The organism is Orbus sasakiae, assembly GCF_039542345.1.
In the GTDB taxonomy this organism is placed as follows: domain Bacteria; phylum Pseudomonadota; class Gammaproteobacteria; order Enterobacterales; family Orbaceae; genus Orbus; species Orbus sasakiae.
Map to the genome: position 1 here is coordinate 1,237,845 of NZ_BAABHY010000001.1, position 19,187 is coordinate 1,257,031.

The 19,187-nt window shown below is 34.6% G+C and carries 13 protein-coding genes and 1 pseudogene; 4 read left to right on the forward strand and 10 right to left on the reverse strand.

The features are described from left to right. Nucleotides 1–77: 77 nt before the first annotated feature. From ABEA36_RS05410 to ABEA36_RS05425, 4 genes are all read right to left on the reverse strand, one after another. The gene (locus tag ABEA36_RS05410) at nucleotides 78–7,520 is read right to left on the reverse strand and encodes an autotransporter outer membrane beta-barrel domain-containing protein (protein WP_345489602.1); all 7,443 of its coding nucleotides are present in this window, start codon (nucleotides 7,518–7,520) and stop codon (nucleotides 78–80) included. 299 nt (nucleotides 7,521–7,819) lie between these two features. Then, nucleotides 7,820–8,539, reverse strand: a complete 720-nt coding sequence (locus ABEA36_RS05415) for an epoxyqueuosine reductase QueH (RefSeq protein WP_345489604.1) — start codon at nucleotides 8,537–8,539, stop codon at nucleotides 7,820–7,822. 480 nt (nucleotides 8,540–9,019) lie between these two features. After that, nucleotides 9,020–9,493: a hypothetical protein gene (locus tag ABEA36_RS05420; RefSeq protein ID WP_345489606.1), complete on the reverse strand. Its 474-nt coding sequence runs from the start codon at nucleotides 9,491–9,493 to the stop codon at nucleotides 9,020–9,022. Nucleotides 9,494–9,635: 142 nt separating this feature from the next. Continuing rightward, nucleotides 9,636–10,046, reverse strand: coding sequence for a YgiW/YdeI family stress tolerance OB fold protein (locus tag ABEA36_RS05425; RefSeq protein ID WP_345489608.1), 411 nt, complete (start codon nucleotides 10,044–10,046; stop codon nucleotides 9,636–9,638). A gap of 405 nt (nucleotides 10,047–10,451) precedes the next feature. Here ABEA36_RS05425 and ABEA36_RS05430 point away from each other — a divergent pair, with 405 nt between their 5' ends. The 3 genes from ABEA36_RS05430 to ABEA36_RS05440 all read left to right on the forward strand — a co-directional run bounded on the left by ABEA36_RS05430 (nucleotide 10,452) and on the right by ABEA36_RS05440 (nucleotide 12,314). Then, a complete protein-coding gene (locus ABEA36_RS05430) occupies nucleotides 10,452–10,682 on the forward strand; it encodes a putative hemolysin (RefSeq protein ID WP_345489610.1) in 231 nt (76 codons plus the stop codon). Between the two features lie 392 nt (nucleotides 10,683–11,074). Further along, on the forward strand, nucleotides 11,075–11,797 hold the full coding sequence (locus ABEA36_RS05435) for a S24 family peptidase (protein ID WP_345489612.1): 723 nt from the start codon (nucleotides 11,075–11,077) through the stop codon (nucleotides 11,795–11,797). Between the two features lie 376 nt (nucleotides 11,798–12,173). Then, entirely contained in the window at nucleotides 12,174–12,314 is a 141-nt protein-coding gene (locus ABEA36_RS05440; protein ID WP_345489614.1) for a hypothetical protein, read from the forward strand. Between the two features lie 135 nt (nucleotides 12,315–12,449). On the opposite strand, the gene ABEA36_RS05445 is transcribed toward ABEA36_RS05440, so the two are convergent. The 4 genes from ABEA36_RS05445 to ABEA36_RS05460 form a co-directional block, all read right to left on the reverse strand. Continuing rightward, complete coding sequence (locus tag ABEA36_RS05445) at nucleotides 12,450–12,839, reverse strand: YgiW/YdeI family stress tolerance OB fold protein (protein WP_345489616.1); 390 nt, start codon at nucleotides 12,837–12,839, stop codon at nucleotides 12,450–12,452. 332 nt (nucleotides 12,840–13,171) lie between these two features. After that, nucleotides 13,172–13,564 (reverse strand): YgiW/YdeI family stress tolerance OB fold protein, encoded by a 393-nt coding sequence (locus ABEA36_RS05450; protein ID WP_345489618.1) that lies wholly within the window; start codon nucleotides 13,562–13,564, stop codon nucleotides 13,172–13,174. 987 nt (nucleotides 13,565–14,551) lie between these two features. Next, complete coding sequence (locus tag ABEA36_RS05455; protein ID WP_345489620.1) at nucleotides 14,552–14,995, reverse strand: Sbal_3080 family lipoprotein; 444 nt, start codon at nucleotides 14,993–14,995, stop codon at nucleotides 14,552–14,554. Between the two features lie 187 nt (nucleotides 14,996–15,182). Continuing rightward, the gene (locus tag ABEA36_RS05460; RefSeq protein ID WP_345489622.1) at nucleotides 15,183–15,419 is read right to left on the reverse strand and encodes a DinI-like family protein; all 237 of its coding nucleotides are present in this window, start codon (nucleotides 15,417–15,419) and stop codon (nucleotides 15,183–15,185) included. A 610-nt stretch (nucleotides 15,420–16,029) separates the two neighbouring features. On the opposite strand from ABEA36_RS05460, the gene sbcB reads away from it, so the two are divergent. Next, nucleotides 16,030–17,460 (forward strand): exodeoxyribonuclease I, encoded by a 1,431-nt coding sequence (gene sbcB, locus ABEA36_RS05465; protein ID WP_345489624.1) that lies wholly within the window; start codon nucleotides 16,030–16,032, stop codon nucleotides 17,458–17,460. Nucleotides 17,461–17,587: 127 nt separating this feature from the next. Here the strand turns inward: sbcB and ABEA36_RS13260 are convergent. Together ABEA36_RS13260 and dsdA are read right to left on the reverse strand one after the other, a co-directional pair. After that, nucleotides 17,588–17,692, reverse strand: a pseudogene (locus tag ABEA36_RS13260) (hypothetical protein); the annotation flags it as partial. Between the two features lie 157 nt (nucleotides 17,693–17,849). Then, complete coding sequence (gene dsdA / locus ABEA36_RS05470; RefSeq protein ID WP_345489626.1) at nucleotides 17,850–19,181, reverse strand: D-serine ammonia-lyase; 1,332 nt, start codon at nucleotides 19,179–19,181, stop codon at nucleotides 17,850–17,852. Nucleotides 19,182–19,187: the final 6 nt, after the last annotated feature.

Here is a 19,187-nt window from a genome sequence, read left to right on the forward strand (position 1 = left end):
AATTTTACAAGTATCATTTGATTTAGGCGATAAAAAACCAGCATAAAGCTGGTTTTCAGTTTATGACATAAATTGAATTAGAAACTGTATTTAAGCCCTAACATCGCTGATGCATTTTGATAACTATGATCGCCTCGTTGCCCTGCCACATTAAACCAAATGTTGGTATTGGTACTTATATTCCCTTCTATACCGACTTTAACTTCACCGATATTACGAGCACCATCTTGACCGACTGTCATTTCATTATTTAGCGTGACTTCATACAATTTAGTATTATGTAACCAATTTGCCTCAACAAATAATTGAGCAGACTGATTTGTTTGCAACTGCATATTATGATTACTTAACAGTGAAGCTCTAAAGCCCAAGCGCGTTTGTAAATTCCCCTTATTAAAGCTAACGTGAGTACCATTACTTTCTGTAATATCTTTACTTTTCACACCCGACCATAGTAGCTGAGCTTTTGGTTGTAACCAAACATCGTAATTACCGAGTGTCCCCGTTACAAACGAATAACCCGATTCAACAGAAGCCGTTAAGCCTTTTAAGCGATATTTTTCTGAAAAACTATCGCCACTCACTGAAGCACTAAAATTATTCCATAATGCCCAGCTATCAACATATAAACCTGTTTTATCTTCATTATTGTCATACCATGTTGCATAAAGACCATAGCTATAACCGTTTAATTTGCCTTCCGACTTAGCACTATCAATATTCGAATGTGATTTAGTTGAACTATGTCCTTGACCAACCATTAAACCGATGTGCAAACGATTTAGGCCATTTGAACTCCAACCTGCAATATCCCCACCGAGTTGTGTGATATTCCAGTTATCTTTAACAGTCAGGTCCCCATTTGCCGCATCGAATTTGTTATATCCATATTGATAACGCAACCACATGCTGGTAGTTTTTTGTTCACCGGTTAACAGATCAGTATATTGTGTTTCACCCAATCGGTCGTGAAGTCGTAAATTAAACATCGTGTTAGCTGAATAAATATTGCCTAAATAACTCCCAACTTCAGGCCTTGCGGTAAGATCACTGATTAACACCCAATTATTGGTATTGGATTGGCTACGTTGTAATTTGTAATCATACGCACCCGCGATAATCCGTCCTGACTGCACAAATTCAGCATCAGATTGACCATTAACATCAATGATACTGATTCCATTGATAGTCTTAGCACCCAAGCCGCCAATATTATTCACGGACACATAACTGATTCCCGTTGCATCTCCATTGATAATCAATTTACTCATTGGAGAACTATCATCAGACAATTTACCGTTAAAGATTAAGTAGCTATCAGCGTTACCTGTATAGTTATTCACGGTTACTGTGCTTTCATTAACTGTCGTCGAGTTAGGTAAATCACCAATATAGAACCGACCACTATTATTAATATCGCCTTGGAATATAACATTATCCAACCCAATCAATGCGCCATTACTTGCAATATTTACGCGACTTGTTGCATAACTTTCAGAAGTGGCATTACTGTCGCCTTTGAAAATAATTGCCCCACCATTAATGTTCGTTTCACCATTAAAATCTTTGGCTTGCGATAAACTTAACGTCAAAGTACCTGAGTTGTATTTATTTAGACTACCATATCCATCTAAAGTACTATTGGTAAGAACACTATCTTCACTAAAATATAAGTTAAGGATTCCATTGTTTGTCAATTTACCGGTCCCTAATCCACCTTGTGAATCCATGTTGATTTGACCATTGGTTGCATTAATAATGTCCGCTGTTAAATCATTATTGTCACCGGTAATGGTTACCGTAGGATTACCCGTTAAAGTTCGCGTCAGACTCGTATCACCGACAACAAATTTACCACTACCACTTAAACTCCCTGCAGCAATATAAGAACTTAAATTACCTAATTGGTTAGGGACATCTTTACCACTAATGGTTAATGTACCGCCATCTAAATTCACATTTGATTGATTACTGGTGTATAAACTGCCTAACTCCTGAGTCCAACCATTGAGACTAAATTGGGTATTTTCATCTAATTTGAGTAAGCGTGTTGCACCTAGTGCATTATTGGCGCCAGCAATAAGTGAACTGGTATCTTTTACAAATGTTGAGCCATGGTAAGTATTTGAACCACTCAATGTGACCGCTTTAGTTCCTCGTATTTGTAAATCACCATAAGTATAGGTACCATCACCATTGTCATAATCGGTAATCAGCACATCAAAATCACTACTGCCTGCTTTAGATGGATCACTATCAGATGAATCAAGAATTAAGGCATTTCCAATACCATCAGCATTGTTTTGTGCTTTTAATTCGACTTGCGTCAATCCATAACCGACATAAAGCCCATCACTATCTTGCCCTTTTGTTAAACGCGTATCATAGGTGGCACGAGCAACAATTTCACCATTTTGAACGAGATTACTTTGTGCTGGATCAACAATTTCAGTACCATTTTCATCGACCAATTTAATCTGGGTACGATCGATGTCGATATTAACAGCACCACCAGATACATTGTTAGCAGAAACAAGTTTAGTAAAAATCACACCATTATCTTGTTCTAATAACGGAAGTGAAGAGGGAATCCCCGGGTTATAGATAGAACCGCTGATATCGATTTGAATATTACCTTTGTCTAAAACTAAATTATCAACTACCACATGGTTAGCCGATTTATCATCACCAATGTTAATACGCCCAAAATCAACCGTCCCCCCACTCACATATAATCCTTTTATATTTTGGTCGCCACTGCCGACCTCAATATAACTGTTGTCAGATGCTTTCAATGTTGCCTGGGTTAAGGCGCTTGTATTATTATTTTCACTACTGTCAGCTAAGGTATATTGCGTATTTGTTAACTCTAACGTCCCCGTGAAATCACCACTATTGGTCGTACTATCAAATGCAAATGAATTGCTTGGTTTACCTTGACTATCAAGATTTTGTAAATCAACTTTGAAAGTACCATTGCCCTTTAATAAACGATTAAAATCAGTGTTTGATTGATTCCATCTGTACGTTAATACACTCGCACTATCAATAATGTCATAAGTCGTTACCGCACTATTTAAACCATCAACAGTCGCTAAGTTGTTCAGTGTGACTTTACTCGCGTTATTAAGTGCAAAATACTCGATATTTTTAATGGTATCATCTTTATTAATCGTGAAGTCAGAGTTATTATTGAACGTAATCTCATCATCCCCTTCACCACCATCAAGTTGTGTGAATTGTTTAACTTGATTCTCACCACCTAAATCATCACCCACAACTTTATCGACAACAAATTTATCATTACCGTCACCCGTGATAAAAATATTACCCTCACCACGTAATGTAACTTTATTACCTTTAGTTTTGTCCTCTGGATCAGTGCTATTACCATAACCTAATAACTCAACGGTACCATTGATATTACCTTTGGTATCATTGGTAAAATCTAAACCATTTTCAGTCGCATCCGTTTTGATTGCATAACTATCTTTAGCACTGTTTTTATCTTGAGCGGTAAAATCATAGCCGTCTGTACTATTTTTAGTAAAATCACCAAAAAGTAATTCACCATTGTTGGTAAATTTAGTCATCGAACCATTATTTAAATCAACGATAACATCATTTTTATTGGCACTATGTAAGTTACCGGATTGTGAAGCTGTACTTGTCGAACCTTTTATCTCAAGTGCAGAATGGCCTGTATTACTAATAATGTTGACACTAGCAGAGGTATTGACATTTTTACTTGAGTCGACATAAATACCATGCCCCGTATTTTCATAGACGTTAATGACAACTTTTTCATAACCGGTGTTATTGATGCTATTATTTGTCGTACCCAGCACATCTCCGCTCAGTGGATCAATATTTTCAAAACGGATCCCAGTACCTTGACCAAAGACATTAATCGTTCCCGCCGTTAAAGAACCGACTGATTGTGAGAAACCGACACTTGAGTGAATACCATAGCCATCTTTAACATCAATTTTAGCACCATTGATAAATTGAATATTGCTTAATGCTGAACGGTTTTCAATCCCGTTACCAGTACTAAATGTGGTGGTACCGTCACCAAACAAATCAAGAGTTGCACTATCGAGTACAATTTGGCTTGCACCATTAACCAAAATACCATGCGCAGTACCCTGTGCTCGGGTAATACCTGTACCTGTCAATTTCAATGTTGCTTGATCTTTGACATGATACGCTGAATCACTTTGATTCCCGTCAGCACCAATAGCCCACACAACCGGATTATCACCATTACCAATGTTGTTTACGGTTGCAACAGATGAACTACCACTTATTTCAATTGCCGTACCCCGTACTTTAACATATGATCCTAATTCACTAATTAATGTACCACCGCTATCAATTTTAACACCAATGTTATTTTTACTTGGTTCTTTGAAATCAATACTGCCTTTGTGATCAAGGGTACCACCATTGGTAATATAGTAACCTACCGAATCTTGCCCCGTGACAATTTGATCACTGCCACCTGTTATATCCGTTGTTAATTGAGCCGAACTTTCTAAATACGATTTACCATTGTTGGCCGGCGCATTGACACCATTCAAATCATAATAATTGCCATCAATTTTGGCTAAAATTGAATTATCACCAGTTAACTGGATCTGGGTATCACCTGTAATTTTTACATTTGCACCGCCTTCAACACTGATTCCTTTAGCATTTTCACCATTGACTTTTAATGTAAATCCACTGAGATCAGCGTTAGTTTGATTACTCGCACCTGTTGCAGTTGGCCCATTTGTGATAACAATAAGTGTTGAGTCTTTGGTATTATTTGAATCTAAAACAGATAATGATGGATTGGTTGAACTAATTGTACTCGAGTTGAATATTGAACCACGTTCAACACGGAATAAAACAGATCCATCACCTTGTAATTTTAACAATTCATCACTGTTATATTCAATAGCGGCAGCTTTTGAGATACCTGAAATTAAAAAGCCAATTTGATTTTTCTTATCGCTAAACGTGATACTTGCGTGGTCATTGATTTCAGCTTTTGCACCATCTCGGATATGCACACCAATTGCCCGTTCAGAATTCATATTAATTTGTGCATTACCATTCATGGTAAATGTCGTACCGTCACCTTGAACCCATGCTCCAAAGCTTCTGACTTGAGTTTCACCTACGCCATTTTGGCCATTAAGATTAACGATGCCACTTAAGGTTGAACTACCACCATTTTGAATCCATACTCCAGTACTCCCCACGTCATTTAGTGTGATCGTACCATTAATGGTTGCGTCTGTTCCTGTACCCGTGACATAAATCGCAGTATTATTATTACCTGTATCTTTATCAACACCCGTAATTGTTTGATTTTCTTTATTTAAAACAATTTTTGAGTCTTTATCATCAATATATTTACCCGAATTTGCAACCGAGATGACGGTCACATTGCTCTGTGAACTTGATAAAAACACATTATGGTTATTGTTAAAGACGGTGCCTGCGCCAGACACTTGCATTGCAGTATATTTAGTCGTATTGGCTGAGCCAACCACCGCAGTCTCATTTTCTAAATCGACTGAGCTATAACCAATATAAATATCACCATTATTGTTCAGCGCAGAACCATTCCCCAAACTAACAATATTACTACTACCTAGAAATAAATTATTATTACTAACGGTTGCACCATCAAAAGCAAATGCGCCGCCAACCGTTCCTTTATTGTCAAAGCTAGCGCCTTCGCCCCTGACAACAACAACACCACCAATCAATGCACCGTTTTCATTGACAATTGTTGAGTTGTTTTGAGCGGTAATACCACCATTAATAATCGCATTTTCTTTATTGGTGATTTTGGCATTTTGCCCCGCTGAAATACTACCATCAATTCGACCTGAATTATTCAGTGTGACATTTTCAGTTGTAATTGATCCCGTAATTTGACCTTTATTATCAATAAGGTTTCCAGTGGCATTACCTGTACCTAATAACGAAATAGAACCATTAATATTACCCGTTTCAGAAATAATAATTTCAGCATTTTTTGCCTTAATTGCACTTCCGCCATTCGCATCAAGTTTGCCATTAATATTAAATATATTATTAGCCGTTGAACCTGATTCATCAAAATCTGCACGAATGATTGATCCAGAACTGTTATTCTGATTATCATAGTTTTTAATCGTATTACCTTCGGTCAGTGTAATTTCTGAACCACTTCCTTTTACACCGATTAAATGGTTATTATTTGTTGTTTTTAGACCAATATCATCAGAATCGTCTGACGTCACTCTATTTTCATACGCCGCTTTGAGCTCAGGATCTTGATTAATAATCTCTTCGAGTTCAGAACGATCAATACTATAAGTAATGCTATAAGATGAATCAGCCCCGCCTGCGGTGTAAACGTTACGAATTTGTGAGTCATAAAACTCTTGCATCTCTTCTACCGTTGAATAATTAAGGCGGAGTTTTTCATTGGTTTGAATATACTTGATAAGCTCTTTATTAAATGCTTTAAAATCGTCTTCATTATTAATGGTTCTCGTACCAATTGCTGTTTCAACTGTCCCATTATAAGAAATCGTACTAAAACTTTGCGTCACCGTATAGACATCTTTATCAACAAATTCTGTCGATCTCGATTGCCCTTCACTACCAAGGTAATAAGAAATATTGGTATCAATCGTTAAATTAGCTCCATCTTCAACACTAATTACCCCGGTGCCATTTTTTGAAATCGCATTTAATACACCATTCGCACTGTCACCAGTGTTGACGATTGTCGCATCAGTGCCTGAACCCTGAACTTGCACCATTTGCATGTCATTGTATTGACTATCATCTGATTGCTTTTCATAAAAAATGACCGATAAATTGCCATCAGCTTCGTTATTATTGGATGGTGACGTTAATTTATCAACAACGGTAATGACAAAGCTTTTATCCGTGACGGGATCTTTATATTTCACGTCTTTATGACTAATCGTCACAACATCTTTTTCACTACCAATAAGATTTGTATTACCTGAAACTTTTAATTTATCATCCGAAATGGCTGCAGAAGCAGCTTTTGCAGCATCAAGTTGGCTTTGTGCTGCGTCAAGCTGTTCTTGTGTAGCGTTACCTTTATTGAATTGCTGCTGGACACTATTGAAATTATTTGTAGCATTTGTTACATCGGTATATTTTGTTTTGTACAATGCATCAAATTGCACTTCTGTACTCACGGTGTGCTTTGTTACTTCTTTACCATGGTCAGTACTATTAAAACCATTATTGAGGCCTAAATCGATCGATTGCCCGCTGCCAGTAACGGTAATTTTACCCGCTTGTTGGTTATTATTCGTCGGATTATAATCCTGAGGAATGGAGTCTGCTGCAAAAGCTTGACTGGATAAAGCACCGAGTAAGACCAATGATGCTAATTTTAATTTATTGCCTTTTTTGACACCCCTGGCTAATTCTGAAACGGCCACAAAACTGCCAGTGGTGTTGTTTTTCACCACTTTATATATTTTGTTCATTTTTTTACCCACTTATCATCAAGTTTAATTTTTATATTTATATTTGTTTTATTTATATGTATTTACTCTTTTTTGATATATTTTTATATCAACACTTACTATTGTAGTACCAAAATAATTATTAATCACTATTGTATGATTTAGTTTATGACAAGTAAGTTTATAGTTAAATAAACTTATTTAAAGACAAAGTAAAGATAAATAAAGAAAGGATAACTTATTAAGTTAAATGTAAATAAATAATTATTTAAATTTACATTTAAACAATTTTTAAGATTTATTTTTTGATCAAAAACTGGTTAAAATTTAGTATCTAAGGCTTCTTTTGCATTTTGGATGACAATTTTAAAATCAATACCTTGTTCTTTCGCAGCAAAAATACAGCCACAATAGCACTGTCTGTATACATCATATTCTTTACAAATCTCTATGGAGCGTTTGTAACCATTATTTTTTTTGAAATCAGATGGTAGATATTTCACAGCAAACACTTCTTGAATTTCAAAACCCAATTCATTAATTTTTTTACTGTTCTTTTTGGGACTTAACGTCAATGCACTAGCAAAATAATCAAATCCAAGTTCATGAGCTTTAATAGCAGCTAAATCTAATCTCATCTTATAACATAAATGACAACGAGCACCGCCTTCAGGTTCATCACGTAAATGCCCAACTTGTTTCATAAATTCTGCTGGCTGATACGGCGCTTCTAAAAATTGCACGTTGTGGCCCGTTTTTTGATTAAAATCAGCGATAAATTTTTGTTGTACTAAACTTCGACGTTCGTATTCAATACGTGGATGGATATTTGAATTAGCAAAATAAATGGTAATATCAGAATAGTGTGCTAGATATTCGAGAACATATGTACTGCATGGCGCGCAACAGCTATGTATAAGCAGTTTTGGTCTAGCAGACTGTGATTGCCATGACTCAATCATCTTTTGCAAGATGGCATCATAATTAATCTTATTATGTGGATTAAGGTTTTCTAAAATGTAATTGGCATTGATTAGCATGATTTGACCAAAGGTTGTATAAGATAACTTAATGGGTTTAATGTATCAGTATATAAATATGACTATTATAAAAAAACGATATTTTTATTGAATAAAATCATTCTTATAATTCGTCATAATAAAAAACGATGCTAAGCTTAACAAAACGATGTATGTTTAGCAAATATTTGCCTATTATGCATTTTTATTAAATAAACTAATGTGTTCTCATACATTTTTATATGTAAGCGTGTTAAGAACCTATTTTACGCTTATTTATCTGAATTTTACGTATAAACTTATCCTTTATTATTAACATAATCATTGGACAAACCTGTTTATAACCCTGTTAATTTACTAATTTACATCATTTTTTTTTGCTGTTCATTCCCTGTTCGTTATCGGTCAATCATCCCCATTGAATATCATCATTGTCTTATTGTTGATATAATAAGGAGGTCTCTACCTCCTTATTAAACAGTTAAAACAATGTGACGTTAATTACGCGATAAAATCGTAAGGTGTCGGATTAGCTTGTACTGAAGATTCAATAGTATAAGCAATATTAGCAGCATCTAAACTGCTAATGACCGCGTCTTTAGATAAATAAGATGTGGTTTGAAAGAGTAAAGCATCTGAACCATATAAAACCTCACGACTATAGATGGCATCAGCCGGCACCATAAAGACCGATGTGATCCCACCATTACTTTGACCATCGGCAATAGACCGAATACCAGAGGTATGAATAAATACTTTTTGATCATTTGGAATATTAATTTTGATAAAATTGCTAACATCATTTTGATTCTGATCGACATCTTGATATTTCACATACAAAGCCGTCTGGCATGTTTCTAAATCGGATGCTGGTAGAGTACCACCGACTTGAACCGTTCGAAAGTCATGGACATTGGTATCAAAAATAAAAAGACCAAAAGTGGGAATAATGTATTCTGGTTTTACTGTAATCATCATTTTTCCTTGTTATTATTATTGTTGTTGGATATACATTCAAACACTTGAATGTACTGTTTAAATATACAGTATATTATGTTTTTTGTCAATAAAAAACCGCTCTGTTAAGCGGTTTATTTGATATCGTTATTCAATAACATTATTTAGCAACTGTCACGATTTGAATTTGTTTTACATCAATTTCAACCGTACTCCAATCTTTATCGACTTCACCTGTAATTTCAACAAGATCGATCGGTGATACGCTGACACCTCGCCACCTTTTATGATCAATTTCAACCGTAATATTGCCCGAACTGTCTTTAAAAATATAATCTTTCTCGCCGACTTGTTGAATAATATGACCTCGTAAGGTTACCCACGCATCATCTTGTAATTGCTTAGCTTGCTCAACGCTGATCACATTTGCAGTACCAGCGACAAAGCCACTGCCATTAACGGCTTGTGTTGTTCCGCCATTAAATCCACCACTTACTGGCATCGTATTTGCCATTGTGACCCCCGTCATACCTAACGTTGCGATTAAAACCAATGGGATTAACTTTTTCATGCTTTTTCCTTAGTGTAAATTAATATTGCGTTATGACATGATGTATTTAAGCAGACAAAGATTAACCAATTATTAATTTTCAAATGAATAATTAAGTAGTTAAAAATGATTATTCGCCATGCACATAAAACCATCAATACACATAACAGTGATATTGACTTTATCAACATATTCTTTGGACAAACCTGTTAATAACTTCACTAACTTAATAAAATGCTTATATTTATTTTAGTGGTTACTGAATGTCCGCGGGATAGCAGACATCGCGTGCCATTCATTTCTATGGGAAAAAATATGATTAAATGAAAGCGCTCACCATGATGGAGACTTTTTTATGGTATCTTGGTATCATTAATTCAATCGTAAAGTTTACGATTCTGATAACATTGGTGGAGTAATATGAATATGAATAAAATGATTATTGTCGGTCTATGTTCAATTGTAGCAACAGCATGTTCAACAAATAAAACTGAACCTAAAACCATTGGCATGCCAAATCCAGCAACCGAATATTGTATTGCACAAGGCGGTACATCTGAAATGGTAAAAGATGAAAAAGGCTGGTATGGTTTATGTCATTTACCGGATGGTAAAGTGATTGAAGAATGGCAACTCTATCGTTCAGCAAATAAATAAACAAGTGACATGACTAATGAAGACGATAACTATTCATTAGTCATTATCCTAGATGATATAATTGATAACTCTAAGAGTCATTCGCGATTCAACACCTTTCAATCATGATTTTAGTGTCTTACTGCAACTGATGTATCATTATTCAGACAACCCACTGTCATTTACCATGGAAGATAGTAACGTCATACAAATTTTTACGGTTGAGAATTCAATCAAAAAGCAGCTTGTTATCCCAATCTCCTATTATTGTATAAATTGATTAGCACCATCAATATGACCATTTAGTCACAATAAAACCCTGTTATTCGCTTATTCAAACTGAAATCGATCTCTTTTGGTAATTTACCCAAAGGTAAATATTTATTAAAATTAGAAAAAATAAGGGGGGATCTATGGATAAGTATGAAATACGAAGGCTTAATTTGTTAAAACTGATGCAGACCTATTGTAATAACTCAATAAAAAATCTTGCTAACCAGTTAGGAAAAGACCATTCTTACGTGTCAAGACTCCTGTATGAAGATGGAAAAAAATATAAAAAAAATATTGCCGATAGAGCAACCACCGATATTGAACACGCTTTCGATTTGCCAAGGGGATGGTTAGATGGCTTATCGAGTAATGATCAGTTAATCGCAAAATCATTATCAGATCAGCAAGCTAACACAACTGAACAGCTACAAAATGAAATGCCATTAGGTAAAGATGAAGTTGCAGTCCCTTTCTATAAATCAATTGAATCGGCAGTTAAAAAAGATACGGCTCATCATAAGGCTGACCCTCATTCGTTCATTCGATTTTCTAGGTCTTTTCTAAGAACAAAATCAATTCAACATGCAAATATTCTCTGCTTTTCTGTTTATGGTGATAGTATGGAGCCACGCATCCCAAATGGCGCCACAGTGGCTATCGATACGGCTAACAAAGCAATTATTGATGGTGACATCTATGCTATTTGCCAAGGTGAACTTTGCCGCATAAAGCGACTTTATCGTATGCCTCATAATAAAATACGCATAAACTCATACAACTCGATGAATAATCCGGATGAAATTGATGACCGTAAAAATGTACAAATTCTTGGTCGAGTGTTTTATTTTTCAGCGGTGCTGTAATGCAAAATAAACCTCGTTTTTTATAAAATTAATTTTGCTCAATACAATTTGTATAATGTTAATTCAGAACAGAACTACTACCGTTAATATAGATATTCACATTGCAATATTATTTTCTTAACTAAGGCAATTATTATGTTTTATGGTCTTTAAGACGAATCACGAGTCTCAATTCTCGTTCTTTCTTGTCAACAATTTAAATCCTAATATTACCTTTTGGTATTTACAAAAATATTACCATTTGGTAAATTTAATTTATTGACCTACATATTGAGTATTTGGAGATTCGTTATGAAAAAATATACCTATTTACTGTTAGTTATGACAGCATGTCACTTTATTGCCAGCTGTGCACTTTATTATCGGTAAGCAGACAATGAAACACCTTATTATGTTAATGCTTTTGTCATTATTATCCGGCTGTATAACGGTTTATGAATGCGAAGGCGATCATCAGGAAACCTATAATAATATTTCACCAACCACACAAGAATCTGAAACTGCAACATCTAAATAATGAATAGGTTAAAGACAAAAAGATGAACGTATGATTTAAATCATTTACAAAGATGTTCCGCCCCCTATGAGTTTGACACTAGCTTAAGTTACGGCATAAAAAAGCCTGATACAAAATCAGGCTTTTTAGTATTGACTATTTTGCAGATGAAATAATTTGAAGATTCTTTACATCAATATCAATTGGTTTGAAACGATGCGTATCCACTTCACCCGTAATTTGAATAATATCGTCAGGTGTGACAGTGCGTCCCTGCCAATATTTATGATCAATCTCGATATTAATATCACCGGTATTGTCTCTAAATAAGTAATCTTCCTCACCAATTTGCTTAACAATTTTGCCTTGCAATGTTACCCACGCATCTTTATTCATCTGTTTTGCTTGTTCCACCGTTGAAATCGTCAATGGATTATTAAATCCACCACCAGTTTGTAACTGAGTATTATTGTTAAATCCATCAGCCATTGCACTCCCCGTAAAACTCAGTGCAGTGATTAAAAATAGTGGGATAAGTTTTTTCATGATTATTTCCTTTTATTAAATTAATATCTTGCTTTGACGCCTTTATTTAACCAAATAAAGATTAAGCAAATATTAATAATAAAAATAATTTACCGATACGTTTTTTAGATGAATGACGATGATCAATTTTTATAAAATAAACAATCACCCAACATAGCTTGATATGAATATATCGTTCACGGTATTTATGGTTTATTGCCACAGCCAAAGATAGGTCACACATTAACAAACAGTTTATTCAAATTATTAATTTTATCTGTATTTCGAGACTTTGATTATAAAAAAAGCCCGACTATATGTCAGGCTGTTTTATACTTGATGATTGCGGTAAATTATTTTGCAACCGAAATCACTTGAAGGCTTTTCACTTCTACGTCTGTTGACTTATATCGATGCGTATCAACTTCTCCGGTTATTTGGACGGTATCATTAGGCGTTACTGTACGCCCCTGCCATAATTTACCTTTGATTTTAACATTGATATCACCGCTACTATCTCTGAACAGATACATTTTATCACCGAGGTGTTGAACGATATTACCTTGTAACGTCACCCATGAGTCTTTATGCATTTGTTTAGCTTGTGCTGCTGATGTAATACTTTGAACTCCACCGGTAAAACCAACATTTACAGGTTGGTTAATACCATTATTAAAACCTTCTGCTAACGCACTGCCAGTAAAACCTAAGGTTGTAATTAAAAATAAAGGGATAAGTTTTTTCATAATGATTTCCTTGTATTAAATATTCATCTCGTTTTGATAAATGTTATTTAATCAAAAAAATATTAAGCAATTATTAAATTGGTTTATTATGTCAATTTTGCGATTTTAAGGCTAAATAAATCGACATGATTTAATCACGGATACTTAAGTTATACTTATTTTAAATCTTTTATATTAATTAAACATCAATACTTGACATATATTTTATATCATTATTTTTTACTAATATATCATAGAGATAGATACAATTTTTTTACATACAAAAGAGTTTATCTGATAAAACATTAATACGTAATATATAAATAAAGTGATCAGCAACTATTCTTTTATATTTTTTAATAATAACCCTATTGAATTATAACGAAAATGTTTTAGTTTTACTTTAAATCTAAGGTTTTAATAAATAAACGTTCATATTGCTTTTTGTTGGGGATTTTAAGCGAATCCCCGTTAACCTCTTGAAAACTAGCATCAGCATGTAAGTAATTCAATCGAGGCTCAAAATTATCAAGGAAAAAGTGAATAGTTAAAAGCCCAACTAAACCGCATAATGTAAAGCTTCAGTCAAAATTTCAAGCCGTATTCCCTTATTGCAAGCTGATGCATAAACAATCAACCACCTTATTTCTGCGATATTTTTATAATCTTCTGTAGAAACAAGAGAAATAAAACAGAGCATTCTATCATCATACATCGATGACCAAATATGATCCTTTCCCTTATTCAGTTTTGAGCAAAGATTAGCAATATCATTAGCTAATTGAGCTTCGTATTGAGGATTAAAGCCGAATATTTTGGCTTATTAGACTGCATTCATTCCCACAATTGTAGCAGTAACACCAGAATGATAACCATCACCAAATTTAATCGTTTTTACTTTTACTCGAACGTTTGGTGAAAAATGCTAATAAAATAATCCATGTGTTGCTCTGATTTTAGGTAATAAAAAAGCCTTCATTTGGAAGGCTTGTGTGATAATAAAAATTACTATCGCATTTTTTTATTTAATAGCTCATCAACCACAGGATTCATTTTAGTAGACACCGATGCCCATTTAGACAAAGATAGGCCTCCACCGCCGTTTAAATGGTAAGTAGCTTCGCCAATTAATTGATTATTTTTATAGAGTTTTAGTTCTGCGTGTGATAAATATGGAGAAAAGTCCCAGCTTCTTAAAGCGGTATACCATAATGTATAATCACATCCTAGTGGTTTATGTTCTTTAGCAAATAGAATTGTTTTTATTCCATGATACTCAATTCTGTTCGTAATTGAATCAATAAACTCATTAAATATCACTGCATTATTTTCTTCAATACATATTTTATCTATTTTATGGCTTTCATCAATATGATTCACTCTTACAGAAGTACATGCTGAAAGGAAAAACGTAAACAGACCGGATACGAACACCAATATTAACTTTTTCAAATTTTTAACCCTCTTATATAAATTAGATTAATGGTATGAAATTTTTAATTTCAAATCAACTCCTATAAGACAGATATAGACAGAGAATACACCACAGCATAATTCATGGTTTAGCCTACTCAAATTTTAGTAAAAAACCTCACGATTAGCTGTGTATTGTTGCTTCATTAAGATAATAACTTAATAACTATTCAGGTAACCACTCATCACTATTAAAAACGTTCTCAATAATTTTTAATACTTTCTCTTTATCATCTTTATTACAACCCGAAACATCTACGCTTTTACTCGAACTAATACGAACCCGAACAATAGCAGAATTATATAAAGCAGAAATCCTTTTATCTAATTCATTTTGTAGTGCCTCACTTAATTGTTTAGGCACCTTATCATCTTTTGATAATAAAACATCAACCCTAAGCATCATAATCTCCACACCAACACACTGTAAATATAACCAGTGTATCGAATTGTTAAAATTTTGCAATATATGATAAGGATATAGAATCACATATAATACAAACGATAAGAATATTTCTTAATGTTCAAGGCAAATCTGATTAATGAGCTTAGACTTTTCCTGTCAATACAGCGATTTATGAATAATTTAAATAAAATATAGATTAATCTGACTTTTTTAGATTTAATTTTTCTGATTCGTAAACTATCTTGCACGAATATCTGATTAAATGAATTTTACAAATATTTATGCGCTACGATTTTCTTTTATCGTTAATTAGTACCTCATTACCCATAATCTAAATAATCATTTAATGCAATCAAGACCTTTTGTGTTATCCTAATAAAGAGTTTATTTCTGGTGAGTCGTTGTTTTAATATAGTTCTTTCCTATGTGTTGCTGATAGTTATAATGGCATGATGAACACAATTTAAAACCAAATCATTTACTCACTCTTTAAAAAAAGTAAGTTTACGATGTAAAAAGTTTCAAAATATCAATACACAAAAAATCAAACAATATAAACTTACAACACATTAATATAATGAATAAAAATGTAGAATTAGATACAAATATGAATGATATTGAACAACCCAGTTTTTACTTTCACGATTATGAAACATTTGGCACCGATCCTGCCTTTGATCGCCCTGCTCAGTTTGCAGGTATTCGTACGGATATTAATCTCAATATCATTGAAGAACCATTAATCATTTATTGTAAACAATCTGCAGACTATCTTCCTAATCCACACGCCGTGTTAATTACGGGCATTACACCTCAAGAAACCCAACTTAAAGGGGTTTGTGAGGCTGAATTTACACAAAAAATTCATGCTGAATTTAGTCGACCCAACACCTGCATTTTAGGTTATAACAATATCCGTTTTGATGATGAAGTGACGCGTAATATTTTATATCGAAACTTTTATGATCCCTATGCCTATAGCTGGAAAAATGGCAATTCACGTTGGGATTTGCTCGATATTGTAAGGGCATGTTATGCACTGAGACCTGACGGAATTCATTGGCCACTGAATGAACAAGGTTATGCCAGTTTCCGTTTAGAGCATTTAACACAAGCAAATCACATTAGCCATCAAAACGCTCACGATGCGATGTCAGATGTTTATGCAACCATTGAAATGGCTAAATTAATAAAACAACAACAGCCAAAATTGTTTGACTATTTTTTTATGCTACGCAATAAAAAAAATGTTGCTGACTTGATTGATATTGTGAAAATGACGCCACTTGTTCATATTTCCGGTATGCTAGGTTCTCATCGGGGGAATATCACGTTAATTGTACCGATTGCATGGCATCCCACACAATCAAATGTGGTGGTTGTCTGTGATTTAGCTGGCGATATCAATGTATTATTATCCTTAACTGCTGAGCAAATTAAACAAAAACTGTATACAAAAAGTGAAAATCTTGCGGATGACGAATCTCGTATTCCACTCAAACTCATTCACATGAATAAGTGCCCGATCATTGCTCCAGCCAAAACGTTATCAGCAGATAATGCAAAACGTTTATCGCTTGATCTGGAAAATTGCCATCAGAATCTAGTGTTAATCAAAGAGAATCAAATTTCGATTCAAGAAAAAATTCAGACCATATTTAGTGAACAAATTGCATATCAAGCAAGTCATGATGTGGATGGCCAAATTTATCAAGGCTTTTTTGATCAAAATGATAAATCGATTTGTGACCTAATACGCCAAACCGCGCCAGAACATCTTGCGACATTGTCCATTGATCCGCATGATAGCCGGTTAAAAACGCTTTTTTTCCGTTATAAAGCACGTAACTATCCTGAAACTCTTAATGATAGAGAAAAAATTCAATGGCGAGATGTGTGCCGTGATAAGTTGAGTCATGAAGTCGTTAACCACTATTTAGTTGAACTAGAACAGTTAGCCTTAGTTCATCAGCATCAACCCAATAAATTGGCATTATTAAAAGACCTTTATCACTATTGTCAGTATTTAGTCAATTGATGGACAAACGTAAACGTCCTATTTTCGTTAAATTATTGTCATAAGGTATGATTATAGTGTAAAAATAGTGAATTTATGCTATTACATAGACAAAGATCAATGAATGATATTTGTCGGTAATCCCATCTTAATCTACAGCAGTACTTAAATACTTCGCCATTTCGGCTTGAGGTACCATACTACCACCGGTTGCCCAAACAAGGTGAGTCACTTTTTGTAACGGTTGTTCAGTAAATGCTATTCGGTATATTTAGTCAATTAATAGTAAACGAAAGCTGGCCCATTTTCGTTAAATTATTGTCATAAGGTATAATTATAGTGTAAAAATAATGATTTTATATTATGACACCGACAAAGATCAATGAATGATATTTGTCGGTAATCCCATCTTAATCTACAGTAGCACTTAAATACTTCGCCATTTCAGCTTGAGGTACCATACCCCCCCCGGTTGCCCAAACAAGATGAGTCGCCTTTTGTAACTGTTGATCAGTAAAATGCATACGGTTTAAATAGTCTGAATGTTGACTAACCACAATAGGCCCCATCATACCGGCTAGAGCCGAAGGTTCTAACTGAATGTCTTCAGTTTTATCAAGTAATGCTAACAGATGATACATTTCTTGATCCGATAACGTATAAAAACCATCTAACAAACGCTCCATCGCGCGACCAACAAAACCGGATGCACGACCAACCGCCAAGCCATCTGCTGCGGTGAGATTATCGATGCCCAAATCTTGCACGGCAATGTTGTCATGCAGCCCAGTATAGACCCCTAATAACATACAAGGGGAATGTGTTGGCTCGGCAAAAATACAATGCACATGATCACCAAATGCCATTTTCAATCCAAAAGCAACCCCGCCTGGCCCACCACCAACGCCACAAGGAAGATAAACAAATAACGGATGCTCGCGATCGACCTTTATGCCCATCTCATTAAATTGATGTTTTAAGCGTTGGCCAGCAACGGAATAGCCTAAAAATAAAGTTTTAGAATTTTCATCATCAATAAAGAAACATTTAGGATCGGATTCTGCCGCTTTACGTCCCTGTTCAACGGCGACACCATAATCTTGTTCATATTCAACAACATTAACACCATTAGCACGCAGTTTTTGTTTTTTCCATTCACGTGCATCCGCCGACATGTGAACGCTCACGTTAAAGCCTAATTTTGCACTCATGATACCGATCGATAATCCAAGATTACCGGTTGAACCGACAGCGATACTGTATTGACTAAAAAACTGTTTAAACTGATCGCTAAACAGTTTGCTATAATCCTCTTCTTTTGACAGTAAACCCTGCTCGATAGCCAGCTTTTCTGCATGTGTTAATACTTCATAAATGCCGCCGCGAGCTTTAATCGAACCTGAAATAGGCAAATGACTGTCTTTTTTTAATAATAGCTGCCCTGCAATCGTAACATCATAACGTTGTTGTAACGCTTTTTTCATTGCAGGAATCTCAACCACTGCGGATTCAATAATGCCATTTGTTGCTGCTGTTTCAGGAAACGCTAACGCCAAATATGGCGCAAAGCGGGTTAAACGTTCACTGGCATCTGCAATATTGGTTTGATCAAGCCCTACATACGGCAACCCTTCCGCCAAGCTGGTGATATTGAAATTAAACCAACAAGTTGGTTCAAGTTTGATAAGTCTGTCCACTAATGGATAATTAGCGACAAGGTTTTGTATATCAAGTTGAGTCATTTTTGC

What these genes read in the sequence shown, in the direction of transcription:
- ABEA36_RS05410 (WP_345489602.1), bottom strand. Translation starts at nt 7,520, where the DNA reads ATGAACAAAATATATAAAGTGGTGAAAAACAACACCACTGGCAGTTTT.
- ABEA36_RS05415 (WP_345489604.1), bottom strand. Translation starts at nt 8,539, where the DNA reads ATGCTAATCAATGCCAATTACATTTTAGAAAACCTTAATCCACATAAT.
- ABEA36_RS05420 (WP_345489606.1), bottom strand. Translation starts at nt 9,493, where the DNA reads ATGATTACAGTAAAACCAGAATACATTATTCCCACTTTTGGTCTTTTT.
- ABEA36_RS05425 (WP_345489608.1), bottom strand. Translation starts at nt 10,046, where the DNA reads ATGAAAAAGTTAATCCCATTGGTTTTAATCGCAACGTTAGGTATGACG.
- ABEA36_RS05430 (WP_345489610.1), top strand. Translation starts at nt 10,452, where the DNA reads ATGAATAAAATGATTATTGTCGGTCTATGTTCAATTGTAGCAACAGCA.
- ABEA36_RS05435 (WP_345489612.1), top strand. Translation starts at nt 11,075, where the DNA reads ATGGATAAGTATGAAATACGAAGGCTTAATTTGTTAAAACTGATGCAG.
- ABEA36_RS05440 (WP_345489614.1), top strand. Translation starts at nt 12,174, where the DNA reads ATGAAACACCTTATTATGTTAATGCTTTTGTCATTATTATCCGGCTGT.
- ABEA36_RS05445 (WP_345489616.1), bottom strand. Translation starts at nt 12,839, where the DNA reads ATGAAAAAACTTATCCCACTATTTTTAATCACTGCACTGAGTTTTACG.
- ABEA36_RS05450 (WP_345489618.1), bottom strand. Translation starts at nt 13,564, where the DNA reads ATGAAAAAACTTATCCCTTTATTTTTAATTACAACCTTAGGTTTTACT.
- ABEA36_RS05460 (WP_345489622.1), bottom strand. Translation starts at nt 15,419, where the DNA reads ATGCTTAGGGTTGATGTTTTATTATCAAAAGATGATAAGGTGCCTAAA.
- sbcB (WP_345489624.1), top strand. Translation starts at nt 16,030, where the DNA reads ATGAATGATATTGAACAACCCAGTTTTTACTTTCACGATTATGAAACA.
- dsdA (WP_345489626.1), bottom strand. Translation starts at nt 19,181, where the DNA reads ATGACTCAACTTGATATACAAAACCTTGTCGCTAATTATCCATTAGTG.